The sequence below is a fragment of the Coprococcus sp. AF99-45 genome (assembly GCF_027663865.1).
Classification (GTDB): Bacteria; Bacillota; Clostridia; order Lachnospirales; family Lachnospiraceae; genus Allocoprococcus; species Allocoprococcus comes.
Genome location: NZ_JAQDGZ010000025.1, coordinates 22,158 through 41,551 on the forward strand (window position 1 = coordinate 22,158; position 19,394 = coordinate 41,551).

The following is a 19,394-nucleotide window of genomic DNA, read 5'->3' on the forward strand; positions in this document are numbered from 1 at the left end:
ATGCCAAAAACAGCCTTGATGGGCAGTCCTCTTGCTGTCATCGGTACAGTATTCCGGCACAGGCGCACCCTTGCGAAAACTGGAGCAGCCGTCGGCGGTGTACTGATGCTTCCCATTCTGTTCCTTGTCATGCTTCCGGGACTCGTCTTCGGAGACCTCTCTGAAAATACCGGAGCACTGACCAGCAACACGGTAATCAGTGAAAATATCCGGGCTTCCAATCAGGCAATCGTGGAGGTGCTTCAGGAAAGCCATGATGCACTGCTTGCTAAGATCAATGCGGAAATTGCCAGACTCCCGGAAGGAGATACTGCCTCTATCAGCGATCCTTACGCTTCCAGTATCATCGTAAATGCGAACCAGCTCATCGCACAGTTTTGTGCCAGCCAGGATGACTATAAAAATATAAATATCAGCAAACTCAAAAGCCTGATCCGGGAAAACGAGGACGGGCTTTTTTCTTATGACGTTACTTCAGAAACGGCCACGGTGGAAGTTCCGGCGGAAGAGGAAAATGCACCACCCAGAAAGGTTACTTTTACCCGCCATACCTACACGGTCAGCTATGCCGGAGATGCCTACTTTGCAGATCACGTCTTTCATCTGACCGATAAGCAGAAAAAAACGGCAGACAGTTATGTGGAAAACCTGACCATGTTCTTTGGCGGCTCCGCTTCCGGTCTTGCCATGGCGGTAGGTGTCAGCGATGAGGTGCTGGCTTACCGGGCTACCATCCAGCAGGTCGCACAGAAATACGGCATGGAAGCTTATGTGGAACTCCTCATGGCAGTCATGATGCAGGAAAGCGGCGGGCGTGGAAGCGATCCCATGCAGGCGGCAGAAGGCGGCTTTAATAAGAAATACCCCCATGTCCCCAACGGCATCACCGATCCTGCTTATTCCATCGAATGTGGGATTCAGGAATTAAAGTATGCACTGGATAAAGCAGGATGTACCGGACCTACCGACCTGGACCGCATCAAGCTGGCGCTTCAGGGTTACAATTACGGCTCCGGCTATATCGACTGGGCAATGGAACGTGACGGCGGTTATACCAAAGAAAACGCCATTGCTTATTCGGATATGATGTGTGCCCGTCCGAACTGGCATTATGACCGGTATGGGGACAAGGAATATGTGGAGCATGTTCTCCGGTATTATCAGATTACCAATACCGGCGGAAGCTATCCGGCAAACGGAATGCAGATTCCGCACTATCTCCAGACCGATTACGGGAACATTCCTTATGGCGGCGGCTCCATCGCATCTTCCGGCTGCGGGCCTACCAGCTTTGCCATGATCGCCAGCTACCTGACCGGGAATACCATTACCCCTCCGGATGCGGTGGCATGGTGCGGGAATTCCTATTACAAGCCGGGAGTTGGAACCTACTGGAGCTACTTTCAGGCTGCAGCCAGTCATTTCGGCTGTGGCAGCGTCACACAGACCAGCAATGCCAATACGGTACTTCAGGCACTCTCCGAAGGCTGTCCGGTCATCTCCTCTCAGCGGGCAGGACTTTTCACCAGCGGCGGACACTTCATCGTACTCCGAGGTGTTACGGCAAACGGCAAGGTACTGGTCAATGATCCCAATGACAGTGACGCAAAGAACTATATTAACCGTGAATTTGATATGATGTCGGAAATCCATGCTACGGCAAATGCCTACTGGATCTTCGACAAAAAATAAAGGAGCCATTATGAACAGAACAAAAGTGATTCTTTCCATTTTTCTGATGCTGTTTCTGCTGCTTGCCGGACTGGTTCTCCCCAGTTTCTGGAAAAGCCAGAAAAAAGAAGCTTCCGGAAACAAAGGCAGGGAACCGGCAAAGGAAACAACAGAAACAAATTCTGATGCCCCCATGCCGGAATATCTGGATTTTGATGCTTTAAAAGCATTTTTCTCCGACAGCCAGATTGCTTCTCTCAAAGGGCAGTTTCCTGTCTACCTAAAAGAGTATGTCAAAAAAGAACAGACAAGCATCACCTTCCTGCCGGAAAAAACCAGCTACCCTACCGAAACAACCGTCTGCCTGATGTTTTCACTTTCCGATCAGGATACGCTTCCGGTTACCTACCACACCCCGACGGGTGTGTTTTTATTTGGAGAAGACGGGGTACAGGTCTCTGCAGATACGACTGTTTACGAAAAGCAAACCGATGATTCCCTGCCGTCCCTGACTTCGCAGGACATTGAACACCTGCAGGAAGGCGGGTATCCGGATACTTCTGACAGCCCGGAAGCTCCGGACACAGAATCCGGCAGTGCCTCTGTGCCTTCCGAAGATGCGAAAGATACGAAAAAGGAGGTGCAGCCATGACACAGCCAGAAGAAACACCGGTTTCCTTTATCCCTTCCAACTTCATTGAGAAAGGCAAGATCCTAAACGGAACTTTTGACATCCGCAATGCCATAGAAAGCATTGTTCTTTCCCTGGCAATCGGTATCCCTGTTTTCCACCTGCCGCTGTCCCTGACTGCCCGCATCATCATTCTCTGCATGACCGCACTTCCAGCGGCAATGGTAGCCCTGATTGGAATCGGCGGGGAGAGCATCACTGCCTTTTTGATGAATGCCCTGCGTTTTGTAGTGAACCGCAGGGTAATCTGGAGGTCCGACAGTCTTCCGGAAGGAAAGCCACGCAGGAAACCACGTTTCAAAGAGCCAAAGACAAAGAAACACCGGAAAGCAGAAAAAATGGCAGAGCCTTCCAAAGTAATGGCATCGGCTCCCCCACAGTCTGAACCGGACGCACCAGCTCCGCCAAAAAGTAAAAAAAAAGAACACCGGCAGTTTGATACCTCCACCAAGCGGGGCATCAAAAAACAGGCAAAGGAAGATATCCGTTATCTGAAGTGGGAGCAGAAAGAAGCCAGCCGACAGAAAAAAGAGGCGGCGAAACAGATAAAAATACAGAAAAAAACGGAAGCCCGGAGACGAAAGGAGGAAGAAAAACGGGCAGTTTCCGAAAAGCGGGCTGCAAAAAAAGAGCAGAAAAAAAAGGTGGTTTCCAAGGAGGACACCTCATCTGCCACGTCAAAACCCGTTTCCCGGAAAAAGCGAAAGAAAGACCAGACCTTGGAGGATTATCTTCCGGTGGAAAAAATCGCAAACGGAATCGTCTATACCACAGACGGACGGTACGTGAAGATCCTGGAGATTGAACCAATCAACTTTCTGCTTCGAAGTGCCAGGGAACAGCAGGGCATTATCTACAGCTTTATCAGTTACTTAAAGATCAGCCCTGTCAAACTCCAGATCAAGATGATCTCCAAAAAAGCAGACATCAATAAGCATCTGGAGCAGTCCCAGCTGGAGCTGGAGCGGGAAACCGATCCCCACTGTCAGGAACTGCAGCGTGACTACATCCAGTTTGTCCAGAACTTAAGTTCCAGAGAAGCAGTATCCAGACGGTTCTTTCTGATCTTTGAATATGAACCATTCAACGCAAACCGAAAGGAAGAGGAACGGGAAATCCTTGCTGCTCTTGAGACAGCCTCCCAGACCGCCAAAACCTTTCTATACCAGTGCGGGAATGAAGTGGTCTCCCATGACAATGAGGATGAATTTACTACGGATGTTCTCTACACCCTTTTAAACCGTACCCTTTGTACGGAGGTTCCGCTTTCGAACCGGATCAGCACTGTACTGTCCGCCTATACAAAGGAAAATCGCATGGAGGAACTGGATCACATCCGGATCAACGAGTTTCTCGCACCGGAAAGTGTGGATTTCAAGCACTCCCATTATGTGCAGATCAATGGGCTTTACCATTCCTACCTGCTTGTGCCGTCTGACGGCTACAAAAACCGGGTAACTCCCGGATGGCTGTCACTCCTTGTCAATGCCGGGGAAGGGATTGATATTGATTTCTTTCTCCAGAAACAGCCAAAGGACAAGATTCAGCAGCGTCTCGGTCAGCAGATCCGTATCAACCGTTCCAAATTAAAGGATGCGTCCGATACCAACACTGATTATGACGATCTGGATTCTGCCATCCGCTCCGGATATTTTCTGAAGCAGGGACTTGCCAACAACGAAGATTTCTATTACATGAATCTTCTCATCACCATTACTGCTTCCACGTTGGAAGAACTGCAGTGGCGGATTCAGGAAATGAAAAAGCTCCTGATCTCGCAGGATATGAACTTACACTCCTGCTACTTTTTACAGGAGCAGGGATTTTTATCCTCTCTGCCGCTGGCAAATCTGGACAAGAAGCTTTTTAAGCTGTCCAAGCGGAACGTACTGACTTCCGGGGCGGCAAGCTGCTATCCCTTCGTCAGCTACAGTATCTGCGATGATAACGGAATCCTCTTTGGGGTAAACAAGCATAACAATTCCCTGGTCATTGCGGATATCTTTGATTCCAGGCAGTACAAGAACAGCAACATCTGTATCTTAGGCTGTTCGGGAGCAGGAAAGACCTTCACCATGCAGACCATGGCACTAAGGATGCGAAGAAAAGGCATCCAGGTGTTCATCATCGCTCCGCTAAAGGGACACGAATTTTACCGGGCTGCAAGGAATGTCGGCGGAGAATTTATCCAGATCTCTCCTGCCAGTAAGAACTGTATCAACATCATGGAAATCCGGAAGGTAGACAATTCTGTAAATGAACTGCTGGACGGACCGACACTGGATGCCTCCGCACTGGCAGGCAAGATCCAAAGGCTTCACATCTTCTTCAGTCTGCTGATCCCGGATATGTCCCATGAGGAGAAGCAGCTTCTGGATGAAGCCCTAATCAAAACCTATGCCAGAAAAGGGATTACACATAAAAATGAATCCCTGACAGATCCGCAGCATCCGGAGCAGTACAAAAAGATGCCCATTCTGGAGGATGTCTACAATGTCCTGCTGGAAAGCGAGGATACCAAACGTCTGGCTCATATCCTGAACCGCCTGGTTCACGGTTCTGCTTCTTCCTTTAACCAGCAGACCAATGTGGACCTGACCAATAAATATACGGTACTGGATATCTCCGAACTGACCGGTTCCAGCGATCTTTTAACGGTCGGCATGTTCGTTGCCCTGGATTATGTCTGGGATAAAGCGAAGGAAAACCGTACCGAAGAGAAAGCCATCTTTGTCGATGAGGTCTGGCAGCTCATCGGTGCATCCAGCAACCGGCTTGCAGCGGAATTCGTACTGGAGATTGCCAAGATCATCCGTGCTTACTCCGGAGCCGGCATCTTTGCCACACAGGATTTAAACGACTTCTTTGCTCTGGATGACGGGAAGTACGGCAAGGGTATCATCAATAACTGCAAGACCAAGATTATCCTGAACATGGAGGATGAAGAGGCACAGCGGGTGAAGACTATCCTGCATCTATCGGAAACAGAAGTAATGAACATCACCCATTTCCAGCGGGGCAACGGTCTGATCTCAACCAACAACAATAACATCACTGTGGAATTTAAGGCTTCCAATCTGGAAAAGGAGCTGATTACCACAGATCGGCAGGAGCTTCTGGAAATCCTTGCGAAACAGAAGAAACAGGCTGTGTAACTTTTGGCAGCACTGACGCTGCCCTTTTCATTTGAACTTCAAGAAGGAGGAGACTTATGTTACAGACATACAAATCCTATACCAGACGGACGCTGGCTATGCTGCTGGCAGTCCTTGTCGCAGTCGGCGCATTGTTTTCCGGCAGTTTTCCGGTTCATGCAGCCGACGGCACCATCAGCTATAAGGCAGGTGCCAATATCCCTTACGGCAGCTATTTTACCTCCCGCATGAGCTTTGACGGGAGCAATACTGCCTACTGCGTGGAACCACTGAAGAAAACACCTTCCTCTGGTTCCTATTCCTATGACCTTTTAAGCCAGAACTCCCCGCTCAGAAAAGCGCTCTACTACTTAAACGGCGGTTACGGCTACGATAAAGTCGTCAAGGATAAATATTTCAGTGGCTGGAGTGATGATAACAGCTATGTCATCGGACATCTGGTTGTCGCTTACATCTATGCCGGTAATTCCGCTGACACCGGAGCTTTCCATGGCGCCCCGCAGTCCTATATTGATAAAGCACTGGAAGTAGCCAGTGCCATTCAGGGACTTCCGAACCCGCCGGAAGGCTTCCGGGCATTCATCGTTCCGGGACAGGGCAGCCAGACCATTGCCGGAAGCTGGTATCAGGTTCCAAACGGCTGGATCGAACTGAAAAAATCTTCTGCCAACGGAAGCGTATCGGACGGGAATCCGAATTACAGCTTAAAGGGTGCTGTGTATGGGATCTATCAGGGTGAGAAGCTCATCCAGAAACTGACCACTGATGAAAACGGGTATGCCAGATCCGGCGAACTGGAGGAAGGCGATTATACCATAAAAGAGCTCTCTGCTTCCAAAGGCTACATTGTAGACACCAAAGCTCACAAAGTCACCGTAAAAGCAGAACAGACTTCTGCTGCAAACGTAACAGATATTCCGCAGAATAATCCCATGAATCTGGTGCTTGAAAAGCTGGATGCCGAAACAAAGAAAGCCTCCCCACAGGGAGCAGCTTCCCTTGCAAACGCAGAATTTACAGTCAAGTTCTATACCGAGCAGTCTGACAGTGATCCTGCGGAAGCTGGAAAGAAACCGGCACGTACCTGGGTATTAAAAACAGATGTTTCCGGAAAGATGCATTTTACCAAAGATTCCTTTGTAAGCGGCGATGCCTTTTACTATACCAGTGATGGCAAGACCGTCTGTCTTCCGCTCGGTACCATAACGGTACAGGAAAGCAAAGCCCCTGCCGGATACCAGCTCAATCCAACTGTCTTCGTACAGAAAATTACAGGTGACGGTAAGCAGGAAATGGTTTCGGTATACCAGTCTTCTACCATAGAAGAATCTGTCATCCGTGGCGGAGTGAAGATCCAGAAACGTGACAGCGAGACCGGAGAAGCAAAACCGCAGGGTTCTGCCACTTTGGAAGGTACTGTCTTTGCGATCACTACGTTAAATGAAAATCCGGTATTAGTAGACGGAACATCCTACACGAAAGATCAGGTTGTCCTTACACTTACTGCCGATAAATCCGGTTCTGCTGCAACTGCAAAAGATGCTCTCCCATTCGGACATTACCGTGTGGATGAAACAACTGCACCTTCCGGTTATCTGAACAGCGGAAAGATCTCTGTAGAATTTGACATCACAGAACAGGGAAAAATCGTGGAACTGACTGCAAAAGACAATTCCATCTCCAATCAGGTCATCCGCGGGGATCTGGAATTTGTCAAGATTGCTGACGGCAGCCAGAACCGTCTGGCAAATGTGCCATTTAAGATCACTTCCAAAACAACAGGCGAAAGCCATGTGATTGTGACAGATGCCAACGGTTATGCCAGCACTTCCTCCAAATGGAACAAACATACCGCAAATACCAACCGGGGTGAGTCTTCGGAAGACGGCATCTGGTTCGGCACCTCCAAACCGGATGATTCCAAAGGCGCTCTCATTTACGATACTTACACTCTGGCGGAACAGCGTTGTGATTCCAACAAAGGCATGGATCTTTTAACCTTTGAAGTCAAGGTTTATAAGGATTCTGTTCTGATACAGGTTGGAACTCTGACCGATGATGCCATTGAGATCGGCACGACTGCTCTGGATGCCGAGACCGGTACACACATGAGCCAGCCGGCAAAAGAAGTGACCATTGAAGACGTTGTGGAATACGAAGGACTGAAAAAGGGCCAGAAATACAAACTGACTGGAACCTTAATGGATAAAAAAACCGGGGAACCAATCCTTGTGGATGAAAAACCGGTGATTTCTGAAACTGAATTTACTGCAAAGAAATCCTCCGGCTCCGTCAAAGTAACCTTTACCTTTGATGCAACTTCCTTAAAGGGAAAAACAACCGTTGTCTTCGAGGAATTATATCAGGATGAGATGCAGCTTGCAGTCCATACCGACATCAACGATGAAGACCAGACCATCTATTTCCCGGAAATCAAGACTACTGCGAAAGATGCGGACACGAACTCCAATATTTCCTGTGCAAAGGAAGAAATCACGCTGGTGGATACGGTTTCCTTTAAGGGGCTGGTTCCTAACCAGAAATATGAAGTGACTGGAACTCTGATAGATAAAGAAACAAAGAAACCAGTCGAAGCAGACGGAAAACCGGTGACAGCAAAAGCATCCTTCAAGCCAAAAGAATCCGCTGGTACGGTAGATGTTACCTTTACCTTTGATGCCAGCTCCTTAAAAGGGAAAACAGTAGTTGTCTTTGAATCCCTGGCTTACAAAGACAAGGAAGTTGCCGTACACACAGACATTGCGGATGAAGGACAGACTATTTACTTCCCGGAAATCAAAACCACTGCAACAGATGCTGCTTCCGGCACACACTATGCAAAACCGGAAAAGGAACTGACGCTTACGGATCTGGTGGAATACGAAAACCTGATCCCAGGCAAAGAGTACAAACTGACAGGCACACTCATGGATGCGGAAACCGAAAAACCGTTCGAGGTGGGCGGAAAGGCTGTGACAGCGGAAACAAGCTTCACACCGGAAGAACTAGGTGGAAGTGTCGAGCTTTCCTTTACCTTTGATGCCTCTGCTCTCTCCGGCAAAACACTCGTTGCCTTTGAAACACTTAGCTATGAAGAACACGAAGTAGCGGTACATGCGGACATCAAGGATGCCAACCAGACCATCTACTTCCCGGAAATCAAAACCACAGCCAAAGACGGCAGTGACGGGGATCAGGATGTCTCTGCTTCCAAGGAAGCGACTATCGTAGATACGGTCACTTATCATGGTCTGATGCCTGGATCTGAGTACAAAGTCATCGGAACCCTGATGAATAAGGAAACCGGAGAGGCTTTGTTAAAAGACGGAAAACCAGTTACCGCTCAGGCAGAATTTAAAGCAGAAAAAGCTGGCGGCTCTGTGGAAGTTACCTTTACCTTCGACGCTTCTGCTCTTGCAGGACAGGATGTGGTTGTCTTTGAAAAGCTCTACTATACAGACGGAAAAACCGAGCATGAGATTGCTTCCCATGAGGATCTGAAGGATGAAGGTCAGACCGTACACATGACAGAGCTTCCGAAAGAACCGGAGACGCCTCCGGTAGCTCCGCCTGTAAAGACCGGCGATGAGACGCCGCTTCTCCTGTATGCCGGAATCGCCATAGCTGCACTTGCAGGTGCAAGTGTCCTGGGCATCGTTTACTTCAAACGCAAAAAGAAACATCAGTAACTCATAACGAAGACTCCTGCAGGCAGCTCCCACATGGAACTGCCTGCTTCTTTAGTAGGTGATGAATATGAAACACCCCCACTGCAAGACAGATGCCAAGCACATCCGTCATTTTCTGAACCTCTGTGAAGGGAACTGGCACTCCTGTATCTACGTCTGGTGCCGCACTTGTAACGCACAGGAAAGCTGTGAGAACTCTGGCTTTTTATTCCATCCGGATGAAACGGGAAGCCCCTGCATCCTCCCTCTTTCAGATGCAGCGCTTTTGTTTCCCCGGATACCGGAGCCAACCGAATGTACCGGAAGCATGAGCATTGCTGCTTTTACAGAGCTTTATCTGCCCTATCTGGCCGCTCAGAAGCTGCCTTTAAAGCCATGTCCCATTCCGGCACTGCTCCGGCTTCAGGAGAACCAGCAATATGACTGGTAACAAAAAGTTGCACTTTCAGGCTCTTATACGTACAGGATATGTAAAGAAAGGAGGCACTGCCTATGTTAAACGTAATTTCAATCATCCAATGTATCGATCAGGTCTTTACGAACCTGATATTTATTCCCATGATTTTTGTCCTGTATGTGAAATTCCGTCCGAAAAAGCCATGGACCAGAAGGCGCAGGAACACTTACCTGCTCTGTCTGGTACTGATCAGCTTATTCCTGCTACGGATTTTCTGTGAGAAGTTCATCTTTACACCGGTTAATTATCCACGTTTCACAGACAGCGGCTTATTCCCGCTCATCCGGGCAATTTTCTATCCCGGCATCTGAAAAATGGGGATTCGTGCCATTTAGTCCGAATCTGGGATCAGTATCCGCTTGCGTCCTATGGGAATTCATCACCTGCTTACTTACAATATAAGTATACAGTACGTACCTCTTATCTACGTACACATTAAGTATTCTTTATGTACATGCGAGGTGAAAATAGATGAAAAAGATGAAAAATATCCGCTGCCCTTACTGCGGCGGAACAGCCATATTAAGAGATGCATCCTTTGTCTACGGAGAGCAGTCTCACGGAGGACAGGTTTACGTCTGCTCCCACTATCCATCCTGCAATTCCTATGTAGGGGTACATCCGGGAACCAAGATACCAAAAGGAACGCTCGCCAACCGGGAGCTTCGTCAAAAGCGGATTCAGGCACATCGAATTTTCGATCAGATCTGGCAACAGGGCATCCTCTCCAAACCGGAAGCATATCGCTGGGTGGCAGATAAGTTCTGTCTGACAGATAAGCAGGCTCACATCGGACAGTTCAGCAACTATATGTGCGACCAGCTCATTCGGGAATCCGCAGATGTTTTAAAGAACAACCATATTCCCTTCTGCCTCCGGGCAGCCAGCTGAAAGGCGGTGATTGATGATGACCTTACCGCTAAATAAAAAGCAAAAACAACTGGTGGAAAAATCCATGGATCTGGTTCCAATCATGATTCATTCCATGACTCGCACCGCTACCTATGTAACTGAGGAAGAACAACAGGAATTATGTCAGATTGGATATCTTGCTTTGTGCCGGGCGGCTGTCGGATTTGAGGAAGGAAGATCATTCCAGCCTTATGCCAAAACTATCATCCGTCATGCCATCTTTGATTACTGGCGGAAAATTGCCCGTGACCGCTCCATGCTCTGTTCTCTGGACGAAGCATCATCTGAAGATGAACATCTCCATTATCGTGATTTGTTTTCCTACGAGGATACACAAACAACTCACCCGGAAAAGGACACAAATCAGACATTGCTTCTTGAGCATTTAACCCAGCTTGGCACCGGACAGTCCCCAACTATTCAGAAGGGAATTGTAGCCCTCTATCTGCAACATCAGGGATATACCAGCTTTGAACTGGCAAAACACTACCAAGTACCAGCCAATCGTGTACGGGCATGGCAGAGCAAAGCACGGAAACTATTACAGCAGGATGATGCACTCTATGCACTTCTGACTTAACTTTGAAGGAGGGAACTTTTATGCTGACACTTTATACTGCTGTCGGAACCTTAAAATTTCAAAAAACGACAGGCGGAAAAACCATTCCTCTTGTAATCAACAATAGACAAGAATATGGTCTATCGGATGACGAACTACTACTTTGGAGCTGTCTTGCTTTTCAGATTCTGACGCTCCATGAACTCCAGGATGCCTATACCCTGCGCCAGATTCAGAAAGAAGGTCCGAAGAACTTATCCTTCCAACACTATCTGAACCGACTTTCCTTACGTGGTCTGGTTGTAAGCGGAATTGGATTGACAGGGGTGGATGCCCTATATCGCCTTCTCGGCAGTCTGACCATTATTCCCTTGGAGGATACCTTTCCCATCCGGCTCTTTGGCTGCATTCAGCTTTATCTGGAAGGAAGTATTGGTGCAAAAGAGTTTGGCAGATATTTAAAGAAGAAACCCTCTTCACCGATGGAAGATACCATTCTGAAGCTGGCTGAAAAGGTTTCCCTCACGACCGCTGAGCTTATCACAAGCATGGATCAGAAAAAAGTAATCCACAACGAATCGGATATTATGGATGAGTTATACACAGAACCGGAGACAACTTACCAAACACTTGTGGATGATGTCCAGATTCACCATACCCAGTATCCAGTGCTGCAGGCTATTGCTAATTTGTACCTGAATAAACAAATCACATTTCATACATGTTAAAGGAAGGAACCTTATGCCAAAACCATTTTTCACAAAGCTGGTTGCCATCAGTGCAATCGGCTTTTTCTGTGTACTTTTTGGGTGCATCTTCGGGATCGCCACCCATGACCGGCTCTTTATCCTCATGAGCCTCCTCATCGGAATCTGCAGCATCTTGCGTGCACTCAGTTTCTACCACCTGATCCATACACATGCTTATCTGTCACTGGACGTAAGCTGCACGAAACGGGAACAGACACTCTTCGGGAAAAACCAGCAATATTGGTTTGCCAGTGATAACGGAAAGGAATACGCCTTCTCACTGGAAAAGAATATCAAACTCCTAGAGGGACATCGGTATCGGCTGTACTTCCGGAAACCACAGCAGGGAACAGGGCAATCGATGCCATGTGCCGGAGATATTCTCGGATATGAAGAACTCACCGATCAACTGCCGGAACTTCCGGATACATCCGTTTAGATAGAAAATGAGCCGCCCGTACTGCATCACCCCTACAGTTCTGGCGGCTCATTTTATTATAAATAACCTCTCTTATTTCTATCAAACAATAGTGTTTGTATCCGCTTCAATGCCATGAGCATTTGTTGATATGCGATAAAGAAGTAAAAGAAGTGTAAAAAATTTTGCCGTTCCTATCCGGCACTTGCGCATTGTGTCGGATAGGTCGGGCGGTTATTCGGGCAAGTCCACCTTGCCAACAAAAGAATAATAAATCTCAATGTCCTGTCTGCGGGTCTTGTTCTCGTCATAGCTGCACTCATGCACAACAATTTTCTCTACAAACTCCCGCAGCAGAGTAGGGGTAAGTTCTTCAAAGCTGGTATGCCGCCGGACAACATTCATAAACTTTTCTGCGTTCACGGTGGCTTCCTGTGCTTTGGAAAGCTCCGCTTGGATAGCGGCGGCTCTTTCTTTCAGTTCCCGTTGCTCTGCTTCATAGTCTGCCGACAGCTCTGTGAAACGCTCGTCTGATATGCGCCCGGTCACGCTGTCCTCATACAGCCGCTTGAAGATAGCGGATAACTCGGCTATGCGTTTCTCGGTGGCTTCCAGCTCCTTTTTCTTGGCGGCGTTCCTGCGCTTGCCCCCGTCCTCGTTCTGCTCAATCAAGAGCTTCATAAACCGGGCTTCATGCTTTGCCGCATAGCTTGTCACTTTCCGCAGATTGGAGAGTACGCCAGCGGTCAAGAGGTCGGTGCGGATAAAGTGCGCCGTACAGTCATGGGTGCGTTTCTTGTAGTTGCCGCAGATATAACAGTCCTGCTTGCGCTTGTCCGTCTGGTATCGCTGCTGATACATCACACTGCCGCAGTCTGCACAGAACAGTATGCCGGAGAACAAGCCTACTTCATCATAGCGGTTGGGGCGTTTGCGCTGCTTGCGAAGCTCCTGCACCCGTTCCCATGTTTGGGTGTCTATGATAGGCTCGTGGTGATTCTCGAATATCGCTTGCTTTTCCTCCGGGTTTTCTACGCTGTGCTTGACTTTGTAAGAGAGTTTTTCCGTCTTGAAGTTTACCAGGCAGCCCGTGTATTCCCGGTTTTCAAGGATGTGCACAACGGTATTGGTCGCCCACTTGCACTCATAGCCGGGGTGGTAGCGGCGGGTGCTGCCCGTCCTGCGGTATTCAAGCGTTCCCGGCGTGGGGATTTGCTGCTCTGTGAGCATACGGGCTATCTTGGTCGGACCATTCCCGGCAAGACAGAGGTTGTATATCTGCTTGACTACGGGTGCAGCTTCCTCGTCAATGATGAAATTTTCGTCCTCGTCCATGAGGTAGCCATACACAGGCTTGCTTGTGATGGGCTTGCCACTCATGCCTTTTGAGCGTTTTACTGCTTTGATTTTCTTGCTCGTATCTCTCACCAGCCATTCGTTAAAGATATTCCGCAGCGGGGCAAAATCATTGTCGCCCTGTGCGCTGTCCACTCCGTCATTGATAGCGATGAAGCGGACACCTTTCTGTGGGAAAATCATTTCCGTGTACATTCCCACTTGCAGGTAGTTTCGCCCTAACCTCGACATATCCTTGACGATAACTGTCCCGACTTTTCCGGCTTCAATGTCCGCAAGCATGGCTTGAAAACCGGGTCTTTGAAAGTTCGCACCTGAATAACCGTCGTCCGTGTACCAGCGCAGATTGGAAAAGCCGTTCTGCTTTGCATAGGTTTCAAGGATACGCTTCTGATTGGAAATGGAATTGCTCTCGCCTTGCAGCTCGTCCTCATGGGAAAGTCTTGGGTAAAGGGCGGTAATTGGTTGTTGGTTGGTCTGTCTTAACATAAAATCCTCCGTTTCCGACAGCCAGCCCCACTATTCCGTACCTTGATTGTACCACATGGGGCGGCTGTCTGTATAGCGGCAAAAGCGTCAAATCTGCTTCTTTATGGTCGGTCAAATCGCCGTTTTTTGTGTAGCAGCTTCCGCTTCCAGCACTTTCATCATCTTGTCGGCTGCGGTATCGGTTGCGCCCTGCTTGAAGAAGCCGGAAACGGTAAGGACGGAGTTGCCCATGCGGATTTCCGTTACACAGTCCGGGCGGCGGTCTGTTTTGGTGGTGCTTGTCTGTTTCGTTTCTGTCATAGGCTCTCCTTTCGCTGCTTCATCAGTTGCTTTAAGCGTTCCAGCTTTTCCTGTGCGGTTTCCTTTCGGAAGTTGCTGCCCGTGAAGCGGACGGGGGCGCACATGGAAGTCAGCCTGTCATAGATACGGGCGTGGGGCGTGTCCTGCGGGTGCTGCAATTCCTCCAGCGTGAGGTTGGTCGTGGCGATCAGCGGCTTGCCGCTTCGGTAACGGCTGTCAATCACGCTGTAAACCTGTTCCAGCCCGTACTCTGTCCCTCGCTCCATACCGAAATCATCAAGTATCAGTAGAGGATAGCTGCAAAGGCTGGAAATATATTCGTTCCTGCCCTCAAAGCTGGCGGCAAGGTCACCCAGTATCGTTGCAAAGTTTGTCATGCAGACGGCAACTTCTTTCTCCATAAGGGCGTTGGCGATACAAGCAGCGAGGTAGCTTTTTCCTGTCCCCACGCCGCCCCAAAACAGGTAGCCGATATTTTCAGCCTGCATGGTTTCCCAGCTCTCCACATAAAAGCGGGCGGTTTCGGTCTGTGGGTTTCTGCCGTTGTCATGCTCAAATGTCCAGTTTTGCATAGCGGGGTCGGTAAAGCCCCGGCGTTTCAAGTCCTCCACTTTTTCAAGGTGCTTCTGTCGGCTTTCAGCGGCTTCCCGTTTTTCACGGGCTGCCCGGTGGCAGTCGCACTCTGCCGGGTGTCGGTCATGCCCTAACCATTGGGCGGTTTCTTTTGAAAAATAGGCTTCTTTGGGCGTATGGCACTTGCCGCAGTATAAAAGCCCGTCCTCGCCTGTGTAGTCCTCCGCTTCGGCGGTAGTGGCTGTAATGTCCGTAATCATAGCTTCAATCTCGTTTTTCATAAGCTCTCGCCCTCCTTGCATGAATAATCGGGTATGCCCTGTTTCGGGGCAGCCTTGCCTTTGGCAGCGTCCTCCTGCGCCCACTTGTAAATGGTGGCTGCATGGCTGTGGTACTGCTTCCCGGTGGAAGCGATATGGCAGGAAAGCCGGTCAATATAATACTCCCACTTGTCGGGCAGCTCTGTTTTCAGCCCGGAAAGCTCTGTATCGGTCAGTATCACATTGTTGTATCTGCCATAAGCGGCGGGGGCGGGGTGCCCCGTTTTTCCCTCTCTCTCTTTTTCTATCTCTATCTCTTTCTCTAACTCTATCTCTATCTCTGGTGGACGAATGTCGGACAAATGTCCGCCTTTTGTCCGGGGCGGTAAAAGTGCCTTGTTTTCCAGCCTTGCAGCCCGTTTCCGCTCGGCTTCGGTAGAGGACTGTCCTATCATCAGCTCAATGTCGGTCATATAGAAAGCCCCGCTGTCAAGCTGCTCCACAAGCCCCAACTGCCGGAAAATCTCTAAAGCCCTCTCAACTGTCCCTATCTGGTGGCGGGTCAGTGTCGCTATCATCTGTGCTGTGTAGGGGATATGCTCGTCAAGCTGCAATTTCCCGCCGTTTTTCAGCGATTTTAAGTACAGCTTCAAGAGGATATTGGAATATAAAATCCCGTCTTTCATATCTTCCAGCAGCACAATGGAGTCGCTGTCAAAAAAGTTCTCTTTCAGCTTGAGGTAGTAATATTTGCGGTTATCTGCCATTGTCCCTGTCCTCCTTTTTCCGGCGTTTGGAGTAGTAGCGGGGGCAGAGTATGATAACCGCCCGGAAGCTCTGCTTGCAGCTATGGGTACAGCCCCGGCAGAGGTCGTTGTATGTGATACGGTCGCAGGTGGTATTCCCGACTTTTACTTGCCGCAGGAAAAAAGACCATTCCAGCCGCCGTTTCTTGCTCATTCTTGGCATGGGTGCGCTCCTTTCTGCCGTTTCCGCTGGTGTGGCGGTATCGGCGATAATTCTGTATCATCTCGGTATCATTTTCGGGGTTTTTCTGCCCTGTAAGCCCGTTAAAAAATCCTTTGGTATTGCGGATAGGGTACGGGGCAGCCCCCTTGTTCTGTATGGGTTCGGGTACATTTGGGGGCGGTTTTTATCGCTCCTGTTCCTGCCTTTTCACAGGCTTGCGCTCCCGGCGTAAAATCTGGTCGATATTGCCCTTGACAGTCTGTAAGCGGCGGTATTCCTCCCGTTTTGCCCGGTAATCGTTGTAGCCGCTGTTTTTCTCTTTGATAAGGACTTCAATCTCTGCTTGCAGGGATTTATAGCTCGGCAGCTTGGAAATGCCGTTCTCCCTAAAATAACGGGCGGCTGCGTCTGCTATGATAAAGTCACTTTCGTGCTTCTGTCGGTAGGCTGCTTTTGCTTTGGCGTTTTTCTGCTGTTTCAGCCCGTCCCGGACAGGGCGGGTCTTGGAATAGGCAAGTACCTGCCGTTGCAGCTCCCTTTTTCCGTTCAGCGTCTTTTCCACCTGCTTCAGCTCTGTAAGGCTTTCCTGCATGGCGGCATAAGCGGCAGAACAGGCTTCGTCCAGTTCCTCCGGGGAAGAAAAGCCATACTGCTGATAGGCGGTAACGGTAGCCGCCATTTGCTTTAGGTTGTGCTTTGCCGCCCAGCGGTCATAGCCCACGCCCTTGCCCTCGGCTCGCTTGGCTTCCCGGTCAACCATGCGCTGCAAGGTGTTGTCTACCGGGGTGGTTTTTTTGGCTTTTTCCTCCCGCAAGCGTCCCTTTTGGGTGTGGGGGTATTCGGGTATGGCTGTGGTCTGTTCGGCGGCTCTGTGGGCGTTCTGCGTGAGCAGGGCAAGGACAGCAGCCTTGTCAAAATCGTCCCCCAGCTTCCGGGCTGTGATAGGCTTTGTCCTGTCCGGCGTGAGGTAGGAAAGCCGCCCCCGGCTCTCCTTGACGGTCACGCCCTGTTGCAGAAGTAAAGCGGAAAACTCGTCAAAGGTGGTGGCTTCGTTCATGGCGTTCCGTATGGTCTGCCGTAACTTCGCCTTGTCGGTTTCAAACTTGGTCTGCCTTACAGGCTGTCCGGCGGCAAGAGCAGCGGCATTTTCTTTATCAAGGGCAAGCTGCCCTTTCTTCTGCGCCCAATACTCACGCTCGGTAATGCGGTTTTTGCTGCCATTGAGCAGATCAATCTGATAGAGATTTTCCCTGTGGCACATCTCCATGACTTCGGCTTTGAAGTATTCCATAGCAACGTCCGTACAGCGGTGCTTGCACCCGGCACGGGTATCGGCTGGTCTGTCCATGTAGGACAGCAAGGGTACTTCTTCAATTCTCAAAGAATTGATAACGATATGAACATGGATATTGCCGCTGTGGTTGTGTCCGTCCGAGTGGGTGCAGACAATGGCTTGGTGTCCGGGGAAATGCTCGGCACAAAATTTCTCGCCCAACCTCTGCGCCCGGTCTACGGTCAATCCGTTGTCCGTTGCGTCCCGTGGGTCAAAGGAAATGATATAGTGGTGACTTTTCACATCTTCCCGTTTTTGGTTCTTGCCGTATCGGAGATTGGAACGCATACACGCAACGGCAAAATCTTCTTCGCCGCAGTTCAGCGTGGCTATCCGGTAGTCCTCCCGGAGAATGAGCCGCCCGGCTTCATCAAGGGTGGGTTTCATGGTAAACTCGTCATGCTCAAAGGTCAGGTATTGCTCGGCTGCACCATAATCAGCGTTTTTAGAGCTGATATGTTTGAATGTTGCCAACAGCGTCACCTACCTTTCGCAAGACTTCAAACTTCAAAGCGGCAAGGTCGGAAATGGCGGCTCGCACTTCAACGGACAAGGCGTTATACGGTGTGCCGTATTCGTTGAGAGAACGGGCGATCTGATTGAGGTTGCCGCCGATTTTTCCGTATTCGGCTGTCAGCTTCCCGACAGCAGACAGCAGTTCATCATTGACCGGGGACACGGTAACAATGGGGCGAATGGTCGCCCTTGTTATGGCTTGCCGGATAAACTCGGCTTGGCTCATGTCATAGTTCTTTAGCCGTTCCGTGAAGTCGGCATATTCTTCCTCTGTCATGCGTGTCTTGACAACACGGCTTCGGTGGGGCGTATTGTATCGCTTTCCTATGGGTATCAACTCCTTTCACTTATCATCTTTTTCGGGGCAGTTTTGCAAGGTGTTTTTTTAGCGGCGTATGCCGCATAGCAGGGTTTGGGGAAGGCACTCCCCAACAAGATTTACCAAAGGGGCAAAACCGCAGATATGCGGATTTTGGCACCGTGGTAGAATCTTGCTCTAAGAAACTGCCGGACTGCCGCTCACTTCCTACTGCCACTTTTTCGGGAAATCGCAACCAGCTTTTTTTCACACATAGAGCGTTGGGCTGGCTGCGTTTTGCCCGCTGTATGAAAAAATCAGCGGCTTTTTCCGGCTTCATTCCCTAATACAGAACATTTTGAAATTTGCCAAACGGACAACAAAAAAGCAGCAAATCTTTTTCGGATTTACTGCTTCATGTGCCGCTGCGTGGCGACGGTTATTCAGTTGTAAATAATAAAAGAGGGCGGTAGCACTTTGGGCTATCGTCCTCTTGGCTGCTTATCAGCAAAAACGGGCGAGGCTGTCAACGGTGGGCGAAGCCCACTTGCTTGCCGTTGACTGGCTCGGCTGGATTTGCTATCTGCTCGATAAACTGAAATTTGCTTAAAAGTCAACAGTAAAAATCACTTGGCAATTTTCTTTCAGTGCGTTTTCGTAAAAAGCAAGAATTTCTTCGCTCCAACCTAAAGTGTGTTCTAATCCATCATCGTTTTTATACATAAAATTTTCATCATCAATATTCCAAAAGTTCTTTTGTATTATTTCTTGCAATTTATTCTGATGAAGATATTCAACAATATCTCTGACATCTTGATGATTTTTTTTTAAACTATTTAATACTAATGTCTTTTATAATAGCTTTTCATATATTATATAATCAATCTTTATAAGTCCTTTTATAAATTTCTTTTCTACCATTTTCGATAAATTCCTGTTTAATATTTTTAATTCCATAAACAATAGTTTCAATAGGATAATATTCTTCAACTATATCTT

The 19,394-nt window shown here is 48.9% G+C and carries 17 protein-coding genes and 1 pseudogene; 10 read left to right on the forward strand and 8 right to left on the reverse strand.

Features of this window, described 5'->3' with window-relative positions; all coding sequences use genetic code 11:
* From PGR14_RS13930 to PGR14_RS13975, 10 genes are all read left to right on the forward strand, one after another.
* Nucleotides 1–1,692 (forward strand): lysozyme family protein, encoded by a 1,692-nt coding sequence (locus PGR14_RS13930; RefSeq protein ID WP_005333517.1) that lies wholly within the window; start codon nt 1–3, stop codon nt 1,690–1,692.
* Nucleotides 1,693–1,702: 10 nt separating this feature from the next.
* Nucleotides 1,703–2,323, forward strand: coding sequence for a DUF5038 domain-containing protein (locus tag PGR14_RS13935; RefSeq protein ID WP_270223606.1), 621 nt, complete (start codon nt 1,703–1,705; stop codon nt 2,321–2,323).
* A complete protein-coding gene (locus PGR14_RS13940; protein ID WP_023921581.1) occupies nt 2,320–5,517 on the forward strand; it encodes a TraG/VirB4 family ATPase in 3,198 nt (1,065 codons plus the stop codon). Before PGR14_RS13935 ends, PGR14_RS13940 begins: the two co-directional genes overlap by 4 nt.
* Before the next feature lie 56 nt (nt 5,518–5,573).
* Nucleotides 5,574–9,206, forward strand: a complete 3,633-nt coding sequence (locus PGR14_RS13945) for a VaFE repeat-containing surface-anchored protein (protein ID WP_270223607.1) — start codon at nt 5,574–5,576, stop codon at nt 9,204–9,206.
* Nucleotides 9,207–9,273: 67 nt separating this feature from the next.
* Entirely contained in the window at nt 9,274–9,636 is a 363-nt protein-coding gene (locus PGR14_RS13950; protein ID WP_040015509.1) for a hypothetical protein, read from the forward strand.
* A gap of 62 nt (nt 9,637–9,698) precedes the next feature.
* The gene (locus PGR14_RS13955) at nt 9,699–9,974 is read left to right on the forward strand and encodes a hypothetical protein (protein ID WP_008373818.1); all 276 of its coding nucleotides are present in this window, start codon (nt 9,699–9,701) and stop codon (nt 9,972–9,974) included.
* 160 nt (nt 9,975–10,134) lie between these two features.
* A complete protein-coding gene (locus PGR14_RS13960; RefSeq protein WP_173867491.1) occupies nt 10,135–10,554 on the forward strand; it encodes a DUF3268 family zinc-finger domain-containing protein in 420 nt (139 codons plus the stop codon).
* Nucleotides 10,555–10,567: 13 nt separating this feature from the next.
* A complete protein-coding gene (locus tag PGR14_RS13965) occupies nt 10,568–11,155 on the forward strand; it encodes a sigma-70 family RNA polymerase sigma factor (protein WP_173867490.1) in 588 nt (195 codons plus the stop codon).
* Between the two features lie 20 nt (nt 11,156–11,175).
* Complete coding sequence (locus PGR14_RS13970) at nt 11,176–11,862, forward strand: cell division protein (protein WP_173785600.1); 687 nt, start codon at nt 11,176–11,178, stop codon at nt 11,860–11,862.
* A 13-nt stretch (nt 11,863–11,875) separates the two neighbouring features.
* A complete protein-coding gene (locus tag PGR14_RS13975; protein WP_005333500.1) occupies nt 11,876–12,322 on the forward strand; it encodes a hypothetical protein in 447 nt (148 codons plus the stop codon).
* 213 nt (nt 12,323–12,535) lie between these two features.
* Here the strand turns inward: PGR14_RS13975 and PGR14_RS13980 are convergent, their stop codons facing one another.
* The 8 genes and pseudogenes from PGR14_RS13980 to PGR14_RS14015 form a co-directional block, all read right to left on the reverse strand.
* Nucleotides 12,536–14,146 carry a recombinase family protein gene (locus PGR14_RS13980; protein ID WP_117788211.1) on the reverse strand — a complete coding sequence of 537 codons (1,611 nt, stop codon included), beginning with the start codon at nt 14,144–14,146 and terminating at the stop codon, nt 12,536–12,538.
* Nucleotides 14,147–14,257: 111 nt separating this feature from the next.
* Nucleotides 14,258–14,446, reverse strand: coding sequence for a transposon-encoded TnpW family protein (locus PGR14_RS13985; RefSeq protein WP_002569233.1), 189 nt, complete (start codon nt 14,444–14,446; stop codon nt 14,258–14,260).
* On the reverse strand, nt 14,443–15,300 hold the full coding sequence (locus PGR14_RS13990; protein WP_014078534.1) for an ATP-binding protein: 858 nt from the start codon (nt 15,298–15,300) through the stop codon (nt 14,443–14,445). Before PGR14_RS13990 ends, PGR14_RS13985 begins: the two co-directional genes overlap by 4 nt.
* Nucleotides 15,297–16,046 (reverse strand): phage replisome organizer N-terminal domain-containing protein, encoded by a 750-nt coding sequence (locus tag PGR14_RS13995; RefSeq protein WP_014078533.1) that lies wholly within the window; start codon nt 16,044–16,046, stop codon nt 15,297–15,299. Before PGR14_RS13995 ends, PGR14_RS13990 begins: the two co-directional genes overlap by 4 nt.
* Nucleotides 16,036–16,248 (reverse strand): hypothetical protein, encoded by a 213-nt coding sequence (locus tag PGR14_RS14000; RefSeq protein ID WP_005927784.1) that lies wholly within the window; start codon nt 16,246–16,248, stop codon nt 16,036–16,038. Before PGR14_RS14000 ends, PGR14_RS13995 begins: the two co-directional genes overlap by 11 nt.
* Before the next feature lie 184 nt (nt 16,249–16,432).
* Nucleotides 16,433–18,055: a relaxase/mobilization nuclease domain-containing protein gene (locus PGR14_RS14005; RefSeq protein WP_117788213.1), complete on the reverse strand. Its 1,623-nt coding sequence runs from the start codon at nt 18,053–18,055 to the stop codon at nt 16,433–16,435.
* Entirely contained in the window at nt 18,027–18,425 is a 399-nt protein-coding gene (locus PGR14_RS14010) for a plasmid mobilization protein (protein ID WP_117788248.1), read from the reverse strand. The genes PGR14_RS14005 and PGR14_RS14010 overlap by 29 nt, the downstream gene beginning before the upstream one ends.
* A gap of 576 nt (nt 18,426–19,001) precedes the next feature.
* Nucleotides 19,002–19,205, reverse strand: a pseudogene (locus tag PGR14_RS14015) (DUF1877 family protein); the annotation flags it as partial.
* Between the last annotated feature and the right edge of the window lie 189 nt (nt 19,206–19,394).